This is a genomic window from Vibrio nitrifigilis, from assembly GCF_015686695.1.
Classification (GTDB): domain Bacteria; phylum Pseudomonadota; class Gammaproteobacteria; order Enterobacterales; family Vibrionaceae; genus Vibrio; species Vibrio nitrifigilis.
Genome location: NZ_JADPMR010000001.1, coordinates 55236 through 77567, shown reverse-complemented (window position 1 = coordinate 77567; position 22332 = coordinate 55236). Strand labels below are relative to the sequence as shown.

Annotated in this window: 14 protein-coding genes; 6 read left to right on the top strand and 8 right to left on the bottom strand. The window is 43.0% G+C overall.

Features of this window, described 5'->3' with window-relative positions:
- The first annotated feature begins 63 nt into the window (after positions 1 to 63).
- Together I1A42_RS00325 and I1A42_RS00320 are read left to right on the top strand one after the other, a co-directional pair.
- The gene (locus I1A42_RS00325) at positions 64 to 1572 is read left to right on the top strand and encodes a LysM peptidoglycan-binding domain-containing protein (RefSeq protein WP_196122220.1); all 1509 of its coding nucleotides are present in this window, start codon (positions 64 to 66) and stop codon (positions 1570 to 1572) included.
- Between the two features lie 80 nt (positions 1573 to 1652).
- Positions 1653 to 2252 carry a LysE family transporter gene (locus I1A42_RS00320; RefSeq protein ID WP_196122218.1) on the top strand — a complete coding sequence of 200 codons (600 nt, stop codon included), beginning with the start codon at positions 1653 to 1655 and terminating at the stop codon, positions 2250 to 2252.
- A gap of 98 nt (positions 2253 to 2350) precedes the next feature.
- On the opposite strand, the gene arfB is transcribed toward I1A42_RS00320, so the two are convergent.
- Positions 2351 to 2764, bottom strand: a complete 414-nt coding sequence (gene arfB / locus I1A42_RS00315) for an alternative ribosome rescue aminoacyl-tRNA hydrolase ArfB (RefSeq protein ID WP_161158086.1) — start codon at positions 2762 to 2764, stop codon at positions 2351 to 2353.
- A gap of 292 nt (positions 2765 to 3056) precedes the next feature.
- Between arfB and I1A42_RS00310 the strand changes: the two genes are divergently transcribed.
- The 4 genes from I1A42_RS00310 to I1A42_RS00295 all read left to right on the top strand — a co-directional run bounded on the left by I1A42_RS00310 (position 3057) and on the right by I1A42_RS00295 (position 12111).
- Entirely contained in the window at positions 3057 to 4160 is a 1104-nt protein-coding gene (locus I1A42_RS00310) for an ABC transporter substrate-binding protein (protein ID WP_196122216.1), read from the top strand.
- Positions 4161 to 4383: 223 nt separating this feature from the next.
- The gene (locus I1A42_RS00305; RefSeq protein WP_196122214.1) at positions 4384 to 7587 is read left to right on the top strand and encodes a DUF748 domain-containing protein; all 3204 of its coding nucleotides are present in this window, start codon (positions 4384 to 4386) and stop codon (positions 7585 to 7587) included.
- 81 nt (positions 7588 to 7668) lie between these two features.
- Positions 7669 to 8910 carry an HD-GYP domain-containing protein gene (locus I1A42_RS00300; protein WP_161158083.1) on the top strand — a complete coding sequence of 414 codons (1242 nt, stop codon included), beginning with the start codon at positions 7669 to 7671 and terminating at the stop codon, positions 8908 to 8910.
- Positions 8911 to 8985: 75 nt separating this feature from the next.
- Positions 8986 to 12111, top strand: a complete 3126-nt coding sequence (locus I1A42_RS00295) for a DUF3427 domain-containing protein (RefSeq protein ID WP_196122212.1) — start codon at positions 8986 to 8988, stop codon at positions 12109 to 12111.
- A 322-nt stretch (positions 12112 to 12433) separates the two neighbouring features.
- Here the strand turns inward: I1A42_RS00295 and I1A42_RS00290 are convergent, their stop codons facing one another.
- The 7 genes from I1A42_RS00290 to I1A42_RS00260 all read right to left on the bottom strand — a co-directional run bounded on the left by I1A42_RS00290 (position 12434) and on the right by I1A42_RS00260 (position 22271).
- Positions 12434 to 14404, bottom strand: coding sequence for a UvrD-helicase domain-containing protein (locus I1A42_RS00290; RefSeq protein WP_196122210.1), 1971 nt, complete (start codon positions 14402 to 14404; stop codon positions 12434 to 12436).
- Positions 14405 to 14412: 8 nt separating this feature from the next.
- The gene (locus tag I1A42_RS00285) at positions 14413 to 16143 is read right to left on the bottom strand and encodes an AAA domain-containing protein (RefSeq protein ID WP_196122208.1); all 1731 of its coding nucleotides are present in this window, start codon (positions 16141 to 16143) and stop codon (positions 14413 to 14415) included.
- A gap of 383 nt (positions 16144 to 16526) precedes the next feature.
- Complete coding sequence (locus tag I1A42_RS00280; RefSeq protein WP_196122206.1) at positions 16527 to 18971, bottom strand: DEAD/DEAH box helicase family protein; 2445 nt, start codon at positions 18969 to 18971, stop codon at positions 16527 to 16529.
- A gap of 4 nt (positions 18972 to 18975) precedes the next feature.
- Entirely contained in the window at positions 18976 to 19554 is a 579-nt protein-coding gene (locus I1A42_RS00275) for a class I SAM-dependent methyltransferase (RefSeq protein ID WP_196123752.1), read from the bottom strand.
- Positions 19555 to 19945: 391 nt separating this feature from the next.
- Positions 19946 to 20194, bottom strand: coding sequence for a type II toxin-antitoxin system antitoxin HipB (gene hipB / locus I1A42_RS00270; RefSeq protein ID WP_161158116.1), 249 nt, complete (start codon positions 20192 to 20194; stop codon positions 19946 to 19948).
- Between the two features lie 126 nt (positions 20195 to 20320).
- On the bottom strand, positions 20321 to 21649 hold the full coding sequence (locus tag I1A42_RS00265) for an ATP-binding protein (protein ID WP_196123751.1): 1329 nt from the start codon (positions 21647 to 21649) through the stop codon (positions 20321 to 20323).
- A gap of 178 nt (positions 21650 to 21827) precedes the next feature.
- Positions 21828 to 22271 (bottom strand): Lrp/AsnC family transcriptional regulator, encoded by a 444-nt coding sequence (locus I1A42_RS00260; RefSeq protein WP_196123750.1) that lies wholly within the window; start codon positions 22269 to 22271, stop codon positions 21828 to 21830.
- Between the last annotated feature and the right edge of the window lie 61 nt (positions 22272 to 22332).

Below are 22332 nucleotides of genomic sequence, written 5' to 3'. Positions count from 1 at the left end.
TATTATAGCGAGCATAAAAATAATGCAACATGGCTAGGCAATACACAAATAATGACTTACCGAATGACACGATTTGCAGAGTTAACCAACTCTGAGTTTAATCAGGTCGAAGGTGGGCTGGATCAGCTATCCCGTGAAGAACTCAACGCTCTCGTTCCCGAGGGCATGGCTTTGGAGAGTTTTGAGGATAAGCTGAGAGAGGGTCATCTTTGGCTGTTACAGCAAGCGATAAAGAATCCGACATTAAAACACCAAATGTCGGCAATCAATAGTGCCGCTCAAGAACTAGCAAAGACCTCAAAGGAGCCCAAAGAGCCCGGAGTTCGTCATGCTTTACCTGAGTCGCTAGAAAGAGTGTTGTCTGCGTTAAAACAACCCTCTTCTTCAAATAAAAGTACGAAACCTCACCGCCCAGGTTATGGTGATGTCACACCGTTTTCTCGCCACCCTCATTCTATTCATGATGTTCAATCGCTGGCTGATGTTCGTCCTGATTTCAGTGATACCATTCACCCATTACGTCATGAGTACAGTTTTGAAGTCGCGTGTTCAGAGCAAGCGTTGATAAACAATGTTGGGTGTCATTTCTCATTAGGTAAAACAGTTCGTGAACCTATGCTGGGCAATTGGCATAAATCACATACCCGTTTTGGTACTAAATTCACGATTCATACGGCCTTTAATGAGCCAAAACAGTTGATGGTGCAGGTCGGAAGTGTGCCAATGGGAGTGACTTTGGCCGATAGCGTTAAACTGGACGAAATCGGTGCCGTAGACAGCATTCGTGATTCATTTATCCCTGTGATTCCTGCTGTGCAAACAGGGGGACGTTTGGGATTACCGACCGAAGGTTATTACTACCATATTTGTAATCGCCATTTGGTGCAGGAGTATAAGATTTTAGGTGAAGGAAAGTGGAGTTTTTACGCCACTCGTTCCACTCACCGTGCTCTTGACGACCGCCAAGGCTTTAATCGCTACCAAAATGCGATATTACTGTTTTGGAAATTGCGTGGTCGTATGATTAAAAATCAGCGCTTGGTTTATCTTAAGCAGCAGATAACCCGAGAACAATTAGATAATCTGAACGACCAATGGCTTGATCAACACAGCGTAGTGATTGATATTCCTAGCTTACTTAAAACGACCAAAGAGTCGATGGTCACAGCGAATCAAGAGCAGTGGCTTGATGATTACTCAGAACGTGGCGACACGACTTACTTCGTGCAACGTCAACTGGGTAGCTCTAAACGTGAAAGTTGGAATTCGATTGCGATGAAACACGGTGTGTCTCCTAAGCGATTGTTAGAACTCAATCCAAGATATCAAGCTGATCCCGCGTCTCTAAAAGTGGGTGATGAGCTTATTGTGATTGATCTGGAAGCGAAAGCGATGGCTGGGTACAACAACGAAAGTTTACCCGCGTTAGAACCCAAAACGTATAATCGTGCCATGAACGCATTTTATCGTTATCCACAAAAACTGTTACGCAATACTGATATCCGCGCACTGAACTGCCATAGTGTGGTGGACGATAGTTTGCCAATCGTGAATATCACGTCTGTGGGATAATTTATTTAAATTCAAATGAATTTTTATTCCCATTAAAAGCATAATAAGACAGAATAGTGACTCTGATATGTGAGGAACTTATGTCTTATCTTGCTTTTGCATGTGCTGTATTTTTGCTGATTATTTCACCTGGCCCGATAGTCAGTTTAGTTATTTCTCAATCTCAATATTCGATTCCCAAACGCATCATTGCTGGCACAGTGATATCTGCGCAAATTCTCTTGGCCATCAGTTTCTTGCTCTTGATGTACGCAATTAATATCAACGGTCAAGCTTTGAATATTTTGCAAGGTCTTGGCGGCTTGTACTTGCTTTATATTGCCGCTCATTCATTTTATGAAATCCATCAAGCAAAAGAGGAAGAGAGTAGTGTGGAGGAGAGCGTCGATTTCTGGATGGCGCTTAAGCTGGGATTGTCTAATCCCAAAGACATTCTGTTTCTTGTTGCCTTTTTACCTTCGTTCATTGCGGTTAACGACCAATTCACTGTGCATGCCATCTGTTTGATGTTGATTTGGCTGGCGATAGATATCTCTATCATGCTGATGTATAGCGTGTTAGCAAATAAGATATTTCAGTGGAAATCGGGGCAAAAAGTATTGACGATTGTGCCATGTTTTACCATCTTGGCATTTGGCTGTATCGCTTTATGGCAAAGCGTTTCGGGGCTATTAGCGTAGTCATATCAGTGGCTTTTGGGTTACCGTGTTCTTTATGCTTTTGGAGTATGAGGACACCCATGATCTTTTTGCTTTTTTAGCTTTGGGTTACCCATGATCTAAAAGCTAACTTTACTGCGCATGGTTTTCTTTTGTCCTTGTTTTTTCTTGGTATCCACACGGCGCACCTGCGATGCTCGGGTAGGGCGCGTCGGGCGACGTTTCTTCTGTACCACCATCGCTGATTGTATCAGTTCGACTAATCGAGCCAGTGCATCTTCACGATTTTTCTCTTGTGTACGATGCGTTTGTGCTTTGATCACGATGACGCCATCTTTCGATATTCGCGAGTCATTCAATGCCAACAGCCGCTCTTTATAAACAGCGGGAAGCGTGGAATGAGGGACATCGAAGCGTAAGTGAATTGCAGACGACACCTTATTCACATTTTGCCCGCCATTTCCCGCTGCGCGAATAGCACTGAGTTGGATCTCCCAATCGGCAAGTGTCACAGTGTTAGAAATTTTGAGCATGGTGGCCTCCTTGAAAAGTCCCGATTGTAAAGCGTTGGAGTAGGAAGTCAAAAACACCGCAAATGCAGCTCGATTCAAACCGCCTTTCTTTGGCTAAAAACATCGAGCTATTTTATCAGTATTTTCTGATTTAATAGGTTGGTTAATTAAATAATCCTTATAAATGTTAATCACTTATCATATAAGTAAAAATGATATTGATTATCATTTGTCGTTGTTATATTTATGCTCTCAAAACATTCACCTAGTTATTAGTGACTGGGTAACGCAATAAAAATAATGAGAGCTCAACATGACCTTTAAATCAGCCTTAATTACCTCGTTACTGACCATGGGAGTGGTCGTTTCTTCGGCACATGCCGAAGTGCAAACCATTCATGACGTATTAGATCGCAACGTCCAAGTTGATGTGCCCGCTAAGCGTGTCGTACTTGGCTTTTATGCCGAAGATTACATGGCCATTGGTGGCGAACAAGCTTTTGACCATGTGGTGGGGTTATCGCGTGATACTTGGAAAGTATGGCGTCCAACCAGTTGGCAACTTTATACCAAACACGATCCTAAACTGGCACAGATCCCAGATGTTGGTGAAGTAGAAGCGCAAACTTTTTCGATTGAAAAAGTCCTTAGCTTACGCCCTGATGTGGTGGTGTTAGCCGATTGGCAATATCAGGGATTAGGCGTGGATGTGAAACATTTAGAACAAGCCAATATTCCCGTGGTGGTTGTGGATTACAATGCCCAAACACGGCAGAGACACATTAAAAGCACGCAGATCATTGGCCAGTTAACAGGGCAGAACAAGCGAGCAGATGAGATCGTAACGGGTTACTCGCACGCGATGGATTTGATTGAAAAACGCATTAAAGAGGCCAAGTTACCTAAGCCAAAAGCGTATGTGGAATTTGGTAACAAAGGGCCAAGCCAATACAGCTTTACCTACGGTAAAAACATGTGGGGAGCCATGTTAGAACAGGTGCATGCCGATAATATTGCTGCGCCATATGTAAAATGGTGGGGGCCGATTAACCCAGAACAAGTGTTAGCAGCGAAGCCTGAAGTGATCTTTATTGCAGGTACTGAATCGACCAAAGTGCAAGGTTCGATGCTGATGGGGGAAGGCGTGAAGCGTCAAGATGCAGTTGATCGCTTAAAAGGATTCACGCAGCGTGCCGGTTGGTCGCAGCTTCCTGCGGTGAAAGAGCAACGTGTGTATGGTATCTATCAAGGCGCATCGCGCTCTATTTTGGATTACACCATGTCAGAATATTTAGCCAAAGCGCTGTATCCCGAGCTATTTAAGGATTTAAAACCTGAGCAGGATTACCTTAACTTCTATAAAAAGTATTTGCCTGTGAAGCCACAAGGGACGTTTGCAGTTTCTATTAGCGAATAATCATCCTATTAACGAATAGTCATCATGCTTATGCCAAGATACTGTTTTTCTGCCTAACACAGTGATTAATGCCCGCTTATTAGCGGGTATTTTTTTGGCTCGCGATCAACCTCAATGTCAAATTTCTCAAAGAGTTGCTGTTCATGGTGTGAATATTAGGGAAAAGTGTTTAATACTAAAGGAGTATTCATATTTTCGAGGGGTATTCTCTCGCGAGGCGACAATGACAATCTCACTAAAAAAGTGGTTACAGCGTTTTAAAGCACGGCCAAAATATCAGCGCGTATTGACCTATTTGGTCTTAGTTTACGGGGTTTACCTAATTTTGCTGGGTGGGATTATTCCCGCGGTATTGCAGCGCCAGTTGCCCGAAAAAGCCAGTGCGATGCTTGGTCGAACCGTGTCCATTAGTGAAATCCATATCAATCCCTTTTTATTACGAGTCACCATTAACCACGGCAACATCGCGAACTGGCAGCACGATAGTGCCCAACCCAACTTGTTTAGCTTTGAACAGTTTCAAGCTCAGTTTCAGTTTTGGCAAAGTCTATTCACACTTACGCCAACCGTAAAAGATGTGGTGTTAACCAAACCCAATTTGCACGTAACCCGTCAGAAAGGTGAGGACTCGCAGCCAGAATTTAACTTTACTAGCATTGTCGATAAGCTGGCTGAAAATTCAGCTGATGACAAAGAAGAATCAAGTGAATCACAGAGTGGTGGGGCCGCATTTCGAGCTAACCGTATTGCGTTAGTGGGCGGTACGGTGAACTACCAAGATCATATGTCTAACGCGGACATAGCTTATCAAGGCGTGTCATTTGAACTAACGCACCTTGATCTACAAGCCTTGATGCAGGCTGCTGATAATAGTGACAAAGTTCAGAACCAATTGCATGTGATGGCGCAAGGCCATGATGGACAAGATATTTCTATTCAGGGGCAGTTCCAAGTTCAGCCCCTCCAAGCCAAAGCAAGTTTTGCTCTCGATAATATTGATTTAACCGATTTTTGGCCTTTTGTTCGCCATCAGGTTACCGCTCAGTTACAACAAGGTTCTTTAAGTACCAATGGTGAAGCCTCTTTTGCGATGCAGGGGCACACCCCGACCTATTCCTTAACTCAAGGGCGAGTTGCGTTAAGTGATGTGTTGTTCGTTCAGCCAACAACAAATAGCATCAAGCAAGCTGATGCCAATAAGGAGAGTCCGCGTTCTCACGTTGGGCTCCAAAATTTTATTGTTGATGAGATTGCGCTGGATTCGAAAACGCAAAAAGTCACCATTGGCAGTGTCGATTTAACGGGGTTAGACGTTCGAGGCGTTCTCGATAAACAAGGTGTGGACTTGCAGCGTTTATTCACCCCGATCACACCGCACAAACCGACGACCAGCCAATCAGCCAGTGTGGCGAATAACAACGCGGCTAACAATCGACATAAGACTGGAAGTACCGAACCTCAAGCTGAGAATCCGTCATGGGTCGTGCAGGTGAAAAATGTGCATTTAGCGGGTGATATCGCTCTGCAAGATAAAGCGTATTCAGGGGATGATACTAATCATGCGGTGACCTGGAATATCTCATCCATTGCTGTGCAGTTATCGCATATTTGGAGTGATTTTAGTCGGCCGATTCACTATTCTTGGTCGCTACTCCTAAATAATTCAGTCGCGAATGCGGCTAAAGATAATGTGGGCACTGGCGGTGAGTTCAGCGGTAAAGGGCAAGTTAACCTCGCAACGTCCGAGCTTAACACTCATGTAGCGTTTAAAGATTTTAATTTAAGCTCGCTACAACCTTATCTACAGCAGTATATGAATTTATCGTTAAAACAAGGCCGCTTCACCACTGAAGGCGATGTGTCTAGCCAGTGGACGCAAGGCAAAGCAACATATCAGGGAAGCTTAGCCGTGGATCAATTGCAATTGGACGATCAACGCAGTGCAGAGCCGTTAGTCTCTTGGCAATCCCTGCAAGTAGATAAGCTGTCTTTTTCGCAAGCTGAGAATCGTCTCGCGATTAACCAAGTCACCCTGACTAAGCCTTATGCCAAAGTCATTATTCATAAAGATAGAACCACTAACCTTAGTGATATTGCGAAAACTGCCACTGATACGTCAAAAGTCGATGAATCGAGCACCGCACCTGCGAATAAGGAGGATCAGGCTGACTCTACTAATCAAAAGGCAACCCCTGCCTCCCAGTCTGCTCTTCCTATCGCATTGACTTTAAAACGAATTAAAGTGGTTGATGGCTCAGCGTATTTTTCTGATTTGTCTCTCACCCCAAATTTTTCATCCGGTATCCGTAGTTTGGATGGCGCGATTACCGATTTAAGTTCTCAAGGAAATACGGTTGCTAACGTGAACTTAAAAGGGAAAATCGACCAGTATGCCCCAATTAGCCTCACAGGTAAGGTGAACCCTCTGCTTGAAAAGCCCTATTTAGATTTAGACCTGAATATTAAAAGTGCGGAGTTAACTTCTATCAACTCTTATTCAGGCACTTATGCGGGATACTTTATTGATAAAGGGCAGCTTTCGTTAGGGCTTAATTACCATTTGGATCAGGGCAAGCTAAAAGGTGAAAACCATGTCTATATCGACCAGCTTACATTGGGTAAACCGAGCGATTCGGATCTCGCAACCAGTTTACCGGTGAAGTTGGCGATTGCACTGCTGCAAGATCGTAATGGTGTGATTGATTTGGGCGTTCAAGTGAGTGGTGATGTCGATGACCCAAGTTTTGGTATTGGCAGTGTTATCTGGACCGCAGTGAAAAACATCATCACTAAAGCCGTGACTGCGCCATTTTCATTGTTATCTAATCTAGTGGGGAGTGATGAAGAACTTAATGTGGTGAATTTCGCGGCAGGACAATCGCAATTGACGCAAGAGGAACAAGAGCGTTTAACCACGTTAGGTAAGGCATTAAAACAGCGTCCACAACTGAATGTAGACGTTGCCGGCAGTATTAACCCCACAGCGGATGCGAACGCATTAGCTGAACTGCAACTACGTAAAACGCTGTTTAAGATGGGAGTGAAAAATGCCCCAACTTTAACCGCAAGCTATGTTTCTTCAGATGACGAGGCGGTAGATGCAGTCGAAGATTTTTATGAAGACAAAATCGGTAAATCGATCAGTGATCAACGGGACGCTATCGAAGAGAAGTTAAAGCAAGCGAGTGATAAAGTCAGTGACGAAGACATTGATACGCGCCTTTACGCGAGTTTATACAATCAATTACTCAATGCTGAACAGGTTTCTCCTGAAGCGCTACGTCAACTATCGGTAGCGAGAGCACAAGCAGTCAAAGCCTTTTTAGTGAATCAACAAGAGATTGACCCTGATCGCATCTTCTTACTCAGTGGGCGTAAAAACAACTCGGCGAAAAGTGAGGTATTGCTAACGCTCAAGCCTCAGTAATCCAACCGGAGTCTCACTTGGTACGGTAGAATTAGACTAGGTTAATTATTAGCAAGTGCTAATAATTAATGGGAGTGTGCCATGGATATTGCTAAGGATGCGTTATCAATCCGACTTCGGGACATGATTATTGCCATTGAAACAGCCGTTTCTCTCGTTGGTATTGATGATACTAATCATGGCAAGCGTGTTGGCTACATCGCATCGTCTATCGCTCAGCAGCTTGGATACAGCAGAGAAGATATCGAGTACGCGTTTGAATTCGGCATGTTGCATGATATTGGCGTTTCTACCAATGCGACTCACCAAAAATTGGTCACAGAGTTTGATTGGGATAATGCGCAAGAACACTGTCAAATTGGTTATGACTTACTAAAATCATTTTCGCCATTAGCCCATTTTGCTTTGCCGATCCTTTATCATCACACTGCTTGGCAGCCGCTCAAAAATCTGGATATTCCACAGTATGTCGCACTGATGGCGAATCTCATTTTCCTCGCGGATAGGATTGATGTTCTTGCTGCAACCCATTATGAACACGATATTTTATTAGCACGAAAAGATATTGATAACGAGATTGTTCGCCAGCAGGCGCGCTATTTTGAGCCCACTTTAGTTGATGCGTATTTGGAACTTTCTAAATCTGAAGCTTTTTGGATCATGTTACAAGGTCAACATATTTACCGTTTTACGTGGGAAATGGCCGCGCGCAAAACACAAACGCATGAATTGAGTTTGGATGAAATTAAACAGCTTTCCCAAATTATGGCCTATATCGTTGACCAAAAAAGCCCGTTTACTGCGGAACACTCACTGCGTGTCGGTGAACTTTCTCTTTATATTGCAAAGAACTACGGCTTAGACGAAGAGCAGTGTAAAAAAATTGAAATTGCTGGGTTACTGCATGATTTAGGAAAGCTTAATATTCCGGATGAAATACTGGATAAACCCGGCAAGTTGAACGACGACGAACGAGCCATCATGTTCCACCACAGTTACGAGACCTACGAAATTTTGCGTCATATTGCTGGGTTGGAAGACATCGCCCAGTGGGCTGCATTTCACCACGAAAGTATTAATGGTAAAGGGTATCCATTCCACAAAACGGCCTTGAGCCTTTCTACCGAAGCAAGAATTATCGCTGTGAGTGATGTCTTTCAAGCTCTTGCACAAGCGCGACCATACCGAAAAGGACTTGATGTGAATAAAATTGTAACCATTCTTCATGACATGGTGACAGAAGGAAAACTCGACCAAAGCATCGTGCATTTTGTCGAGCAACATCAAGATGAGTGTTATCGAGTCGCGGTGGGAAGTTATTAATTATAAAACTGATCTCTTATTTAATTTATAAAGTCCGTATACTCTTGCTGTGATGATTAAACATAATGGAATCAGATGCAGCAGTTAGGGATTTACGAACAACTGATCACTCAGTTAATAGACAGCCAGCTAGACCGAGACCATTTCTATGTTGGGGAGCGAGAACTCACCAGTGCAGAGGCCACGGTTTGGTTATCCCGTTTTCTGACCCATATTCTCGAATTCGCCATCGGTGCGGTTCCTTCTGGTGAAGACCAACTTCAAAAGCAAATCGAGCTTTCTAACCAACTGATTCTCTGGTTTAAAGACCAAGTTGCTGATGATGGTTTCTTTGAAGACAACCTCATTCAGAGCCAAGGTAAAATCCTTACAGCTTTGTATGACTTAGAGAATCCCGTCGCGGCTGAGCTGAAAAAGTACGTTGAAGAGATCACGCCATTAACGGGTTTAACTCAAAGCGAACTATTCAGTGGCAGTAACGCTGGGTTATCGCTGGAATCAGAGCTGAAACGAGAAATTCGCTCCGCCGATAAAATTTATTGGTTGGTTTCTTTTATCAAATGGGCTGGTATTCGGATTTTTCGTAAAGAGCTGGAAGAATTTACCCACAGTGGCAAGCAGCTCAAAGTGATCACCACTTCGTATATGGGCGCAACGGATGCCAAAGCGGTTGAATACTTGGCAAGTTTACCCAATACCGAAGTGAAGCTCAGTTACAACAGCGACCGTGAGCGTCTGCACGCCAAAAGCTATCTATTCTTACGTGATACAGGCTTTCATACTGGTTATATTGGTTCTTCTAATTTGTCCCGCTCAGCACTTACCAATGGTTTAGAGTGGAACTTAAAAATCACCGCGCAAGAAATTCCCCATATCATTCAAAAGTCATTTAGTACCTTTGAAACCTATTGGGCTTCTAATGAATTTGAGACTTTCAATGGCGATGCCAGCAGTTGCGGCAAGCTCAAGCAAGCATTGAAGCAGCAACGAGGCGAGGGCAGTGATGAGCCAACGCACTTCTTTGATATCAAGCCCTTTGCGCATCAAAGCGATATTCTCGAACAGTTAAGCGTTGAGCGCGAAATACATCAGCGTTTTCGAAACCTCGTTGTTGCAGCAACAGGAACAGGGAAAACCTTAATCTCGGCATTCGATTTTGCGCGATTCGCGAAGCAAAAGCCCAATGCCACATTCTTGTTTGTTGCCCATCGAGAAGAAATTCTAAAACAAGCCCGCGCGGCTTATCGTGGCGTGTTACGCAATGGCAGTTTTGGTGAACTTTGGGTCGGTAGTCATACACCGGATCACTATCGCCAACTGTTTGTCTCGATTCAAACATTAAACAATCAGTTGGAACAGCTGAGGCTCACGGCTGACTTTTACGATTACATTGTGATAGATGAAGTGCACCACATTACCGCGAGCAGTTATCGCAGCGTATTGAATCACTTTACCCCTCAGATTTTACTAGGGTTAACAGCAACCCCAGAGCGGCATGATGGTGGCGATATTTTGCAAGATTTTGGTGGCGTGATTGCCGCTGAAATTCGCTTACCTGAAGCGATTAACCTCAGGAATCTGTGTCCATTTCAATATTTCGGCATCGATGATGATATCGATCTACGCACGATTTCTTGGTCGCGTGGGCGTTATGAAGTTGCGGAACTGACTAACCTTTATACCCATAACCACAGCCGCTTAAATAAAATTATGCAAAGCATGCAGGAGATCATTACTGATCTCAGCTGCATGAAAGCCTTGGCGTTTTGTGTTAGCCAAGAGCATGCCCACTTTATGGCTAAGCAATTTATCCTCAAGGGTATAAAAGCGGATGTTCTGACCAGTAAAAACAGTCAAGAGCGGCAACAAAAGCAGCAAGCGATTCGCTCCGGTACCATTAACGTATTGTGCGTGGTCGATATTTTTAACGAAGGGGTCGATATCCCCGAAGTGGATACCTTGCTCTTTTTACGTCCGACTGAAAGCTTGACGATTTTCCTCCAGCAACTTGGGCGTGGTTTGCGTTTATCCGATGAGAAAGAGTGTTGTACCGTACTCGACTTTGTTGGGAATTCTCGTCCCGAATACGATTTTGCCAATAAATTCCGCGCCTTGATTGGTAAGAGCAATCGCGCGATTGGCGATGAAATTAAACAGGGCTTTCCGCATGCGCCTTTGGGGTGTCGAATCGAATTAACTAAACAGACGCAAGAGATGGTGCTGCGCAATATTCAGCAAGCAGTTTTAACTTCCAAGCGGTTGCAAACCATGATTCGCCAGTTCTCTATGAACTCCGATTTGCCGCTGACCTTGGGCAACTTTTTAGGATTGAATCCGCAGGTCGATATTCACGATCTCTACAAACGAGATGCTTGGACGAACTTAGTCAATAAAGCGTTTGATAACGATGTTAACGCATTACCCAAACACATTGTTAATGGTATCAAAAATCGCGTGCTGACCTGTGATGATCGTGAGTATCTGCTCGCAATGCGTCATTTGTGTTTGAACGAATTTGAGCAGGCGGACAGCGACTCTCGTTATGCTCTGATGTGCCATTACGACTTTTGGCAACAACCCGGCTCTAAAGTCGGATTTGCAACGCTGAAAGAGAGCTTGCAGGCATTAAAAAGATTCGATTTTAAACAAGAGTTAGTGGATGTACTGAACCAACAATTAGCCCAAACAAAGCATGAACAACCCGCTATGCCTGCGCTGGTGGATGTACCACTTAAACTCCACGCACGTTACGCCCGTGAGCAGATTTTAGTGGGATTTGGTGCTACAACGTTTGATTATCAGCCGCCAGCACGAGAGGGGATTTTTGTACTCAAAGATCGCAACATCGAACTGATGTTTGTCACTCTCGATAAGAATGAAAAGCAGTTTTCCCCTACCACCATGTATCACGATTACGCGATTAATGAACAGTTGTTCCACTGGCAATCACAAAATAGCTCACGCCCAGATCGAGGCCGAGGTAAAGAGTACATCGAACACCAGAACATCGGTAAGCGCCTGTTCCTCTTTGTGCGTGAGCAAAGCAAAGATGAATACGGCAGAACCATGGGTTTTGTTAACTTTGGGGAAGTCAGCTACGTCTCCCACTCCGGATCGCAGCCCATGAATATCACATGGGAACTACACACCCTAATGCCAAACTTTATGTGGCAGCAAGCGGCTAAGTTGGCAATGGGGTAGTGGACTTAAGCAGTCCACTATTATTGCTGCATCTCATAGCTGAGAGCATAAGTATCCGGTCATTAAAGGGTTAACTTACTTTTGGATATTTCTTAGTTGCACCTTTTCCTAAATTAGCACTCTATGGGTTATCAATAGTATTACAAAATATCTATTCTAGTGACCCAATTTACTATGCCACTACATGACAGTTTCCCGTTGAGTTATAAAAAGAGAGGAGTGGGACGCATAGACCCCCATTCCTTTACTAACCATTTAACAGTGCTCATCTATATAACCGGCGTTTGCAGGCCATTAGACCTGATTGAATCCGCCTTACTAATCAATCTAATGATGCACCAGAAACCTCTACATGTTCATGTACCCGTTCAGGAAGTTTTTCGGTACTAAATAAGGCCAGTCTTTGTCCAGCTCGAGTCATTGCGACATAAAGTTTTCTTAGGGACTCTTGTTGAACGAGCTCTCTTTCAGTATCATCTAAATCAATATTCTTGGCTTGATTCATCAGCTCACCTGCCCCAAGAACGAATGTCACTCCTGATTCCATTCCTGTACAGCTGTTAATACTCATAAGTCGGATTTTCCCACCAATATTATCTTTAATATCTTTCCAGTCATTGTAATTAACCACAGTTCCTTTACCTAGAGTGTTCTCAATATCGCGTTTAAGGCTCCAAGGACTATAGCTACCACTGCAAAGCACCATGACTTGCTGAAGAGGTATATCGTCGGATCTACAACATTCACTTAACTCATTTAAAAAACGTGTCTTTTCATCTTGAAGAGTATGACTATAGATTATCTGAGGTTTTACCCCTCTATCCATTTTTTCTAAATCCGGCTTTACAAAATCATCAGTGTCATCTTCAATACCTTCGATCAATGTATTCGCTGCGACCATAATTTCATAAGTGGTGCGATATGAATAATTGAGCCGTTTTGTTCGACCTCGAACATTGAAACCAACACTTTTCCAGCTCAATCGACTCTTTAGAAAGCCTTGGTTAGGGTCTGCACACAGAAATATTGCACCGTTTGAAATTAACGACATCTTAACTAGTTGGAGCCAAGAAGGCGCAAAGAACTGAGCCTCATCGACCAAAATATGATCAAACTTTGCCAACCCAGTGGTATCTTTGAGTAAAGCTAAGTCCTTAACATAAAGGCTTGGTAAATATCCTTTAGGACTAGACATTGTCTGAACTACCATCTCGTAGAGTTTCCAAATATGCACACGCTGGGACTTCTGAAGAGCAAATCCTCTGCCTTGTCTTTCATACTCTAAATATTCATTCTCATCTTTTATCAGATATTCATTGATGTACTCTAACTCAGACCAGATCTGCCCATCAGTTAACTTCAATTGAGTGTAACTCTCATTGGTATCACAAAGGATTTGGGCACGAAGGGGCTCTATAGCTTTGTCGCCAAATAATGGGGTGAGCCTCCAATTGTTAGAAACTTTCTTCTGTTGATTGAGCGCAAATTGATGAAATGTCTCGATCTTCAGGTTCGAAGGGGCTCCGCCTAACCATTCTTCAAATCTATGCTTAATATCTGAAGTGACCGGCTTGTTATGAATAACGAGTAATGCTTTCTTATCGGGGTGCTTTTTACAAAATGCTATAGCACGATTTATCAAGATCAATGTTTTCCCACTACCAGCAACCCCATTAATCAGTCTTACAGAGACATCATCTTGACGTTCTTCGCTAGAATCAACTTGTTCAAGCATGTCAAAACGAGTTGCCAATTCTTGATCATAATCTAAGAAAAACTGTTGTAGACTAGCTCTATTATCTACTTTTGAAACGCTCCTCCTCGTCGTACATTGCGAATGGATTGCTGACTCAGGGAAAATTGTCTTTTTTACCCAGTTGTACTGTTCAACCGGAGATTCTGTCAAAAGGTCAACAATATTCTTCTCACCGTCTATGTAAAAGCTCTTTTGGTCGAGGATATGGATGAATCTATCAGCCTGTTTCTCACTTGTTGTCTTGTGTTTCAAATCTTCTTCAACTACTGCAAGATACTTGATTGATTGATATCCCTTAGACAGTAAAGCTGAATTGAATCGCCTCCATTTAGCAAGCTCAGTTTCATTTGGCCGCTTTTCGTGCCAACCAATCATCAACCAACTTCTACAAGGCCCTTCCAGTACGATTGATGCAATTTTTGATTCATCCAGTAATGGTTCTCGGACAATGAATTCGTCTGACAATCTACTTAGAACTTTTTTAAAATGCCTTCTAACCTTACGATCTAAGCCCGTAATTGATTCCATCTTTGCCATAACATTTCCTAGTTATTATATTTATATCCTGAGTTAATTAAAGAACGATATTCCTCAACTCTTTTGAGTAAGAGCTCATCATTTGACTCTTGGAGAAAAGAACTGGAGATTTCAGGACCAACTAATATTAGTTTTGTTTGTGGACGAGTTATCGCTACATTTAAACGTTCAGCTTGAAAAAAGAATTCAGCGATAGCACTTATATACTGAGGATCTGTGGAACAAAGAGAAATAATGATCATTTCTCTTTCTTGCCCCTGCATTCTTTCAACTGTATCAGTAACAATAGTCTTCGAAGAAAAAATACCTTTCCTATCTGCTAGTTGAGATTTCAAAGCTTTAGCATGGCTCCTAAATGGCGTTACTACACCTATATCACTAGCACTCAATCCTGATTCAATTGCAGTTTCAATAAGCTCAACTACTAGTTCAGCTTCAAGCCTATTGACATTTCGCGCATTTATTGCGGGAGACTTAATAAACACAAAAGGAGATTCAGTAGATAAGACTTCAGCATACTTTTGAGGCTGACTAGGCAGATTGAAAGTGCGTGTAGCATTGGGGCCAGCCGAGACTAAACGCCCAGAATAATAAATTTGACTAGGCCATCTAGATAGCGCGTGACACATACGGTATGTTTGACTAAGCATCACTGAAACATCGGGGTTACCAGATACCATCCGCGAAAAGATGGAGCAATCATCCAGAACGGAGGCCGAAAGTACTACTGGAGGTAATTGCTTGTGGTCACCAACAAATATAAATCGCTTCGCTTTTCTCATTGCCATAATTGCTAATGGAAGAGTGATTTGACTTGCTTCATCGAAAATGACTGTATCGAAGTCATATTGCTCTAACCTTGCACTACACGTTGCAAAAGGAGTTGCACCAATTACGTACCCAGAATCCGGTTTGTTCTTCCAATCATCGCCATATTCAAAATGCTTAACACTCTTATCAAGGCCCTTAGTACACCCTCTTGCTCCTACTTTGATCACTGGAACGTTTTCACCAGCAATCTTATTAAGGGCATTGTTTATTGCCATGTGAGTATGTGACGTCATAAATACTCGTTGACCTCGCTCTACCAATAGCTTTGCAATCAGACTGATTACTTTCGTTTTTCCGGTCCCGGGAGGCCCTTGTATACAAGCTAGGTACTTAGCGGCAACAGCCTTACCCACAGCATCCGCTTGATGCTCATTTAAACCACACTCTTCGGCAAAGTCAGCGGCTTCATCGTAATCCTCTTCAAAGATCAAACCTGTATCCAACTTATCTGCCAGCAACGGTAGTACTATTTCCCTTCCTCGCTTGGATTCGGCTATTTCATCCAATGCCTTATCATAAAATGGTTTTAGATCCATCGTGTCTGGATCAGCATAACAACCGGAACTAATCTCCTGAAGCATTTCATCATCTATTTGATGAACTCGAACCAACCACTCATCTTCATTTTCTGCTTCGATGGTACCTTGCTGTACATGCCTCTTTCTGCTCGGCTCTCCCAAATGAAGGCATATCATGTCCCCTTCACGAAATCTCGACTCATTTTGGCCCAAAGTAACAAACAGGTGATTTTTACCTTCTTTTCGGACATAACGAATTTGTTGAGACTCACCTTTTGTAAGTTTTTGGGTGAGCGGTTTCTCCCAGATTTCATACAGCTTTTCATAGTTTGCTCTATGTTCATCTTCAACAAACTTTCTCAAATCAGTTAGAACACTTCGTAATTCCATTTGTTTTACTCAAAAGTGATTTAAACCAAACCTTTCATCAGAAAGGAAAATAAAATCAATAGCAACAATAGGTTAAGAACAACAATACATTTGGGGCTTTCATAACGTCAAACAGAGTATACGAAAGTGTTATGCGAAACAGGTTTAAACAAGGTAACTACTAGCTTAATGAGGCAAAAAAGTTTCAGCCAGACAAAGATGAAAAACTGAAGTTTAGTAACGCCGTGCTCTGCGGAAAATTTGTCCGACAGTAGCGCCTTGTTAGCACTGGGCTATATCCGCAAGCTTAATTTCCAACATTTTTCATTAGAACAATTTTTGATTGCATCACGAAGCTCTCTAAACGATTTAGAGATGTTCCCGTCTTTAATCTACAAATCTCGTCACTCCCCCAAATACCCAACCAACCGATAATCCACTAACTCTTTCACCAACTGACTCAACAAATCCACATGCTGTTCTTTCACAGTAAAGTTTGCTTGGTAGCTGTCACCCACTTGTGTAAACCAAGCAATGTTGGTTTTCTTATCGGCTTGCATGGAAAAATGCACGGGGTTTTTCTCCCAGTATTTTTGCCATTTAACGCCCGTGGTATCGGCAATGGCGACTTGTGCTTCTTTACCTGTAAAGTCCTTCTGCTTAATGCTTGGATAACCGTCGATAATTTTTCGGCTGCGTTGGCAGAGCGCATCTATTGTTGGCGGAGTGCGAAAACCATCTAAGCTCAGAAATGCTTCCAGCAAAATGGCCTTAAATGATTTTTGTAATTTGGTGGTTTGCACTGCGTAGAAAAGAAAATCTCGGTGTTCAGTTACGACTTCTTGGAGTAACGCATCGTCACTCATTTCGGCGACCAATTCACACCAACTGCCGTGTTGTTTATTGACCTTAGCAAAGCGATCTTCTTTGTTGGCGATATAGAACTCCGATGCGCTCGGGCGGTGTCCTAAATAGGCAGTGAGATCGGTAAAATCTTCTTTGGCGCTGGTGCGCAGTTGTCTTGCTAAGCGTTGCCAAAAGTCCACGGCTTGCGGGTCGATATTGATATAAGTGCCTTCGCCTAATTCTGGGGCAGGGCGTTCAATCGGCTCGCCACCTTTTGCTCCTTTAATATCAATGCCTAGCCAGCTTTGTTTGCTGAAAAAGCTATTGTGGTTACCGATAAAGTCGATCACTACGAGATGCGTTTTATCTTGATGGCGGCGTAAACCACGACCAAGTTGTTGCAAGAACACAATATTGGATTCGGTAGGGCGCAGCATCATGACGGTATCAATAGAAGGTAAGTCTGTTCCTTCATTAAATAGATCGACGGAAAAAATAACGTCGATGTCGCCATTATCGAGCTGAGTTAATGCTTCATTACGCAGAACTTTTGAGCCGCTGTAGACTGCAATCGCTCGTTTGTTTTGCTGAGCAAAATGCGCGTTGAAATAGTCTGCCATGTAGTCAGCGTGACGTTTCGACATACAAAACGCTAAGGTGCGTTTCTGCTGGTGAATTTGCCAATGCTTGAAGATATGCGCCGCTCTTTTTTGCGTGGCGAATTGGTTCTCTAAGGCCTCAGGATCAAACTTACCGTTACGCCATGGGATGGCTTGGTAATCGACGCTGTCATCCCAAATACCGTAGTAGTGAAATGGCACCAAAATCTTCTCGTCGATGCCATGCACTAGGTTACGCTCAAAGACCAAATTGTTATGACACAGCGCCAAGATGTTAGCTTGGTCGGTTCGTTCTGGCGTTGCGGTTAAACCCAATAAGAATTTTGGCTCAAAGTAGTTCAATACGTTTTGATAGGTTGATGCGCTGGCGTGATGAAATTCATCAATCACCACATAATCAAAATGATCTGGCGCGAACTGACTCAGATGCGACTCTTTGCCGATGGTTTGCACTGAAGCAAATAGCAGATCTTTCTCCGCCTCTTTTGCTTTGCCGTGATAGTAACCCGATGATTTATCGGGATGTACCTTGGCAAAGGTGCTTAATGCTTGGGAAAGAATTTCTTCGCGATGAGCAATAAACAACATACGTTTTGCTTTCATCTGCTGAGCATCAAAGGCGGCGAGAAAGGTTTTTCCCATGCCTGTACCCATCACCACTAAGCCACGAGTAAACCCATCCAAGCGAGTCGTATTTAATGCAGCAAGCGCCTCTTCTTGTGCTGAATTGGGTAAGTATTCGGTAGTTTCTTCTTCGGTTAGAGCAGTGGTAATCGCTTTAAGTGCCGGTTGTTGACGACGCGGAATGTAGGCGTCAATCCATTCATCACTCAATATCTTGGCATTGGGATGCTCAAAAATTGCATTGAACTGCTTGCGAATATTAAAGAACTGCTGCTTGGTGTGATGGTCGCTATCGGCCTGATAGTCGTAGCGTAGCGTCCATTCATGGGCATTGGTCAGCGCTGGGCGACTGATGTTGTTCGAACCAATAAAAGCCGAGCCTTCAGTAATAGTGCCTTGATCATTAGTGCGCACAAACAGATATGATTTCATGTGAAAGCTTTGCTTATCCGTCTCAAATACTTTGATTTGCACATCATCGCCTTCGAGGGCGAGCAAACCACGCAGGGCGACAGGTTCGGTAATGCCGAGATAATCAGACGTCAGAATGCGCAGTTTGACTGGTGGCTTTCCCGGTTGTAGCTCCAATGCATCTAGCAACGCCTGCTTGATCAGCTCAAAGCCTGATTGACGAATAAATGACACGGAAATTTCGATTTCGCTCGCGTGATTGATGGCGTGCAGCAACTGAGTTAATAACGGATCGTTATCACCCGTAGTGAGAATGTCGTGGTCGAGAGTAAGTAGTGACGTTGGCATAGGATTACTTCACCAAGATGGCATTCAGCCATTTTTCATCAGCTCTGCCAGCTCTGAGATCATGGGTGACCCAAAGCTCTTTCGCCTCTAATTCCAATCCGCTGATCACTTGTTTTAACGAGGATTCGGTGAGGTTGGTAAAGCGGCGGCCACCACGTTCTACTTCATCGTCGCCATATTTAAATGAACAATAGAGAATGCCGTTAGGTTTAAGCCAAGTGGCTAAATGAGCGAAGGTTTTTTCTAAGTCATGTTGCGGAATATGCAAAAGGGTAGCACAAGCCCAAATACCATGTTGGCTTTCTGGTGGTAACTGAAAATCAATAAAGGTGCTGTGTGAGATAGCATGCCCCGTGTGTTCACTGGCGAGTTTAACCATCTCTTTTGATGCATCAAATGAGGTGACATTGTAGCCTTGGCTTAGAAAATAACCGGTATCACGACCCGAACCACACCCTGCATCCACCACGTTAGCGTGTTTAGGTAAATGGGCTTCAAACGCTTGATATAACGAAGACATATCCACTGCAACAGTGTTGTCGAAAAACTCTTGGGCGTTTTGGTTGTAGTAGTTCGGGTTCATACTCATCTTTATGCATTTTGCTTTGCACTAAAGATACATGAAAAACACAGGATGATTAATGAAAATCTGTGGTAAGTGATAGGTTTATGTGATGGTTGAGGAACGACTCATCGGTAGTACTCTGTGTTCTTTGAGGTTAAAAGTCCATTTAAATGAACTTTTAACCTTTTTATGTGGGCGTGTGCTCTAAAAGTCTATCTTGTTATACTTTTAGATTTATCCCTTAGTGGGGATATTTATATTTGGTGATTATGATACAAAATCTAATTTTTTAATCATTTTTAAAGAGTGGGTAAAAATGACCTCTGAGACATATTCTAGAAAATCTGCTGGGAGGCTTTGTTTTATTCACTAACCAGTAATCCATTTATATAGGCAATAAGAGAAGCCATTACCAAACCTCACCAGAAGGATCTGTAATGGTATGTTTTTGTTCTTTATCACTAACAGTGAGTTGTAACTCCAATGCCTGAATGATTTTGAAGACTGTCTTTAACTGCGTTGTGTCTGGGTGATTTTCAAAATTGGATAAGGTGGATTGCTTGATGCCGACCCTTTCCGCAAGCTCAGATTGGCTCAGCGAATGTTTAGTGCGAATAAGCTTTAATTGATTGGCCAATTGTTGCGGGCTATAAATCATGAAACAGTCCTTACCAAATTCCAAGTTTCATAAATAAGTTATCCCTTAGTGGGGATAACGATTCAATTATCCCCACTAGGGGATAAAACCAACGTGGTCGGAATACAGCCACGTTGGTTTTACTTGCTACGATAAATTTTCTAAGTGCTGAGTCACCACATATTCACTGTAGTAAAGAGGCAAAACAAGATTCTCTTTTTCTAATGGTGATGAGCCTTGGGTGCCAGTTAGCTTAATGGTTTTTATCGGAGCGCATTTTTGTTTGTACGACTCAAGTGAGCGTGCTTTGGTTCTTTTGCCGCTTTTGACTTCAATAGGGATGATATTGCCCGCTGTGTCGGATGCGATGAACTCTATTTCTGCTCTGGCGTCTCCCCATGAAAATGTAGGATCAACGCCTTGAGCAACAAATTCTTGCTGCACAAAGTTTTCAGCAATAAACCCTTTATATTCGTAATCTTGCTGCTTAATCTCTTTATAGTTGATGCCTAACATGTGATTAAGAAGCCCAACATCAAATAGGAAGAGCTTCACCATGTTATCTTTTCTATATGCGGCAAGCGGGCTGCGGGGGGTTCCGTCGATAGGATAATTTTTTAAAGCGAGCCGACACTTGTCTAACCAAATAATTGCGCTCTCAAAATCGCTGTAGCGGGATTTACGCTCATGCACGCCCTTGAATTTGAAACGCTTTACAGATTCATCCATCACCGATGCCAACTGAGATGGAATGTTCATAAATACCGATTCAATTAAGGTGGCATCTACTTTCCCTGAGTATTTGCCGAAATCTCGTTGATATCCAGCCACTAAGTTGCGATGAATGTCGTTTACTGCTTCGATACGCTCAAGAATGCTTTGATCCGAAAGAGAAAACCAAGCTTGTACCGCTTCAGGCATACCACCAGTAAAGTAATAATCGGTTAACTTATCGAATAACTTGGTATGCACCGCACTCGAGTTTTTCTGTTGCTCAAACGCTTTAATTAACGGAAGTTCTTGTGATGCGGTTAAAAACTCTCGAAAAGTGAGAGGACGCAGATTATGTTGCTCAACTTTTCCGACAGGGAATGAGTTCAATAAGCCAATATTAGAACCACTTGCGGCCACATACATAGTCGGGGCTTTTTCTGCAAAGAACTTTAATGAAGTAACCGCCTCCGGACATTCTCCAATTTCATCAAAAATAAGGAGATCGGTTTCAGGGTTGAATCGTTGCCCAGTCAAAAGCTCAAGGTTGGATAGGATATTCTCTGGCGTTAATGAATCGGCAAACGCTTCAGCCATCTCTGGAGATTCGAGAAAATCGATACGTAATACATTTGGGAAAGTTTCACCCAGCAAGGTTTGTAATAGATACGTTTTTCCCGTTTGACGTGCACCATCGATAAGAAGTGGCTTTCGCTGTTCTTTATGTTTCCATTTTAATAACTTATCTAATATTGAACGTTTGATCATACCAACCCCGTTAGACCTGTTTACTGAGAAATTACCCACTGTGTCACTATTTTAGGCGCAGAAAAGTGTAGGTTCAAACTTTTTTATGCGCATAAAAGTGCGTAATTTTACATTTTTATGCGCATAAAAGTGTAATTCGGCGTGAGAAGGTGGGGCTCTAAATGACTATTTTGCTTTACTGTCTTTCGTCTTTAGGGGAATCCATCACCACGGTGGTATTGAGTTCGCGCACTTGTTTTGATTCGCCAAGCACATCGGCATGAATGCGTTGAAAGTGTTTTAAATCGCGGGCTTCAATACGCAGTAGGTACTCGTAAATACCAGTAATGTTATGACATTCGACAATTTCCGGTACGGCCATAATATGATGCTGGAAGGCGAGCTGCGATTGCCTGCTGTGGTTGTTGAGTCCAACCGAGACATAAGCGACCACACCGATATTAAGCTGATCGCGATCGAGTATCGCGCGATAGCCTTTGATCACTCCTGTGCGTTCAAGATCTTGTACACGGCGCAATGTCGCGGAAGGAGAGAGCCCCACGCGTTCTGCAAGCTCAACATTCGATAATCTGCCGTTTTTGCGTAGCTCGAGCAAGATTCTTTCGTTAAATTTATCCATGGGCAATATTATTGTTTAATTAAGGCTAATGAACACAATATAAGCACAAAATTGCGCTGCA

Bases quoted from the DNA above. Each gene is read 5' to 3' on its own strand.
- I1A42_RS00305 (WP_196122214.1), top strand. From the start codon at position 4,384: ATGACAATCTCACTAAAAAAGTGGTTACAGCGTTTTAAAGCACGGCCA.
- I1A42_RS00295 (WP_196122212.1), top strand. From the start codon at position 8,986: ATGCAGCAGTTAGGGATTTACGAACAACTGATCACTCAGTTAATAGAC.
- I1A42_RS00320 (WP_196122218.1), top strand. From the start codon at position 1,653: ATGTCTTATCTTGCTTTTGCATGTGCTGTATTTTTGCTGATTATTTCA.
- I1A42_RS00300 (WP_161158083.1), top strand. From the start codon at position 7,669: ATGGATATTGCTAAGGATGCGTTATCAATCCGACTTCGGGACATGATT.
- I1A42_RS00310 (WP_196122216.1), top strand. From the start codon at position 3,057: ATGACCTTTAAATCAGCCTTAATTACCTCGTTACTGACCATGGGAGTG.
- I1A42_RS00260 (WP_196123750.1), bottom strand. From the start codon at position 22,271: ATGGATAAATTTAACGAAAGAATCTTGCTCGAGCTACGCAAAAACGGC.
- I1A42_RS00325 (WP_196122220.1), top strand. From the start codon at position 64: ATGACACGATTTGCAGAGTTAACCAACTCTGAGTTTAATCAGGTCGAA.
- I1A42_RS00285 (WP_196122208.1), bottom strand. From the start codon at position 16,143: ATGGAATTACGAAGTGTTCTAACTGATTTGAGAAAGTTTGTTGAAGAT.
- arfB (WP_161158086.1), bottom strand. From the start codon at position 2,764: ATGCTCAAAATTTCTAACACTGTGACACTTGCCGATTGGGAGATCCAA.
- I1A42_RS00275 (WP_196123752.1), bottom strand. From the start codon at position 19,554: ATGAACCCGAACTACTACAACCAAAACGCCCAAGAGTTTTTCGACAAC.
- I1A42_RS00290 (WP_196122210.1), bottom strand. From the start codon at position 14,404: ATGGCAAAGATGGAATCAATTACGGGCTTAGATCGTAAGGTTAGAAGG.
- I1A42_RS00280 (WP_196122206.1), bottom strand. From the start codon at position 18,971: ATGCCAACGTCACTACTTACTCTCGACCACGACATTCTCACTACGGGT.
- hipB (WP_161158116.1), bottom strand. From the start codon at position 20,194: ATGATTTATAGCCCGCAACAATTGGCCAATCAATTAAAGCTTATTCGC.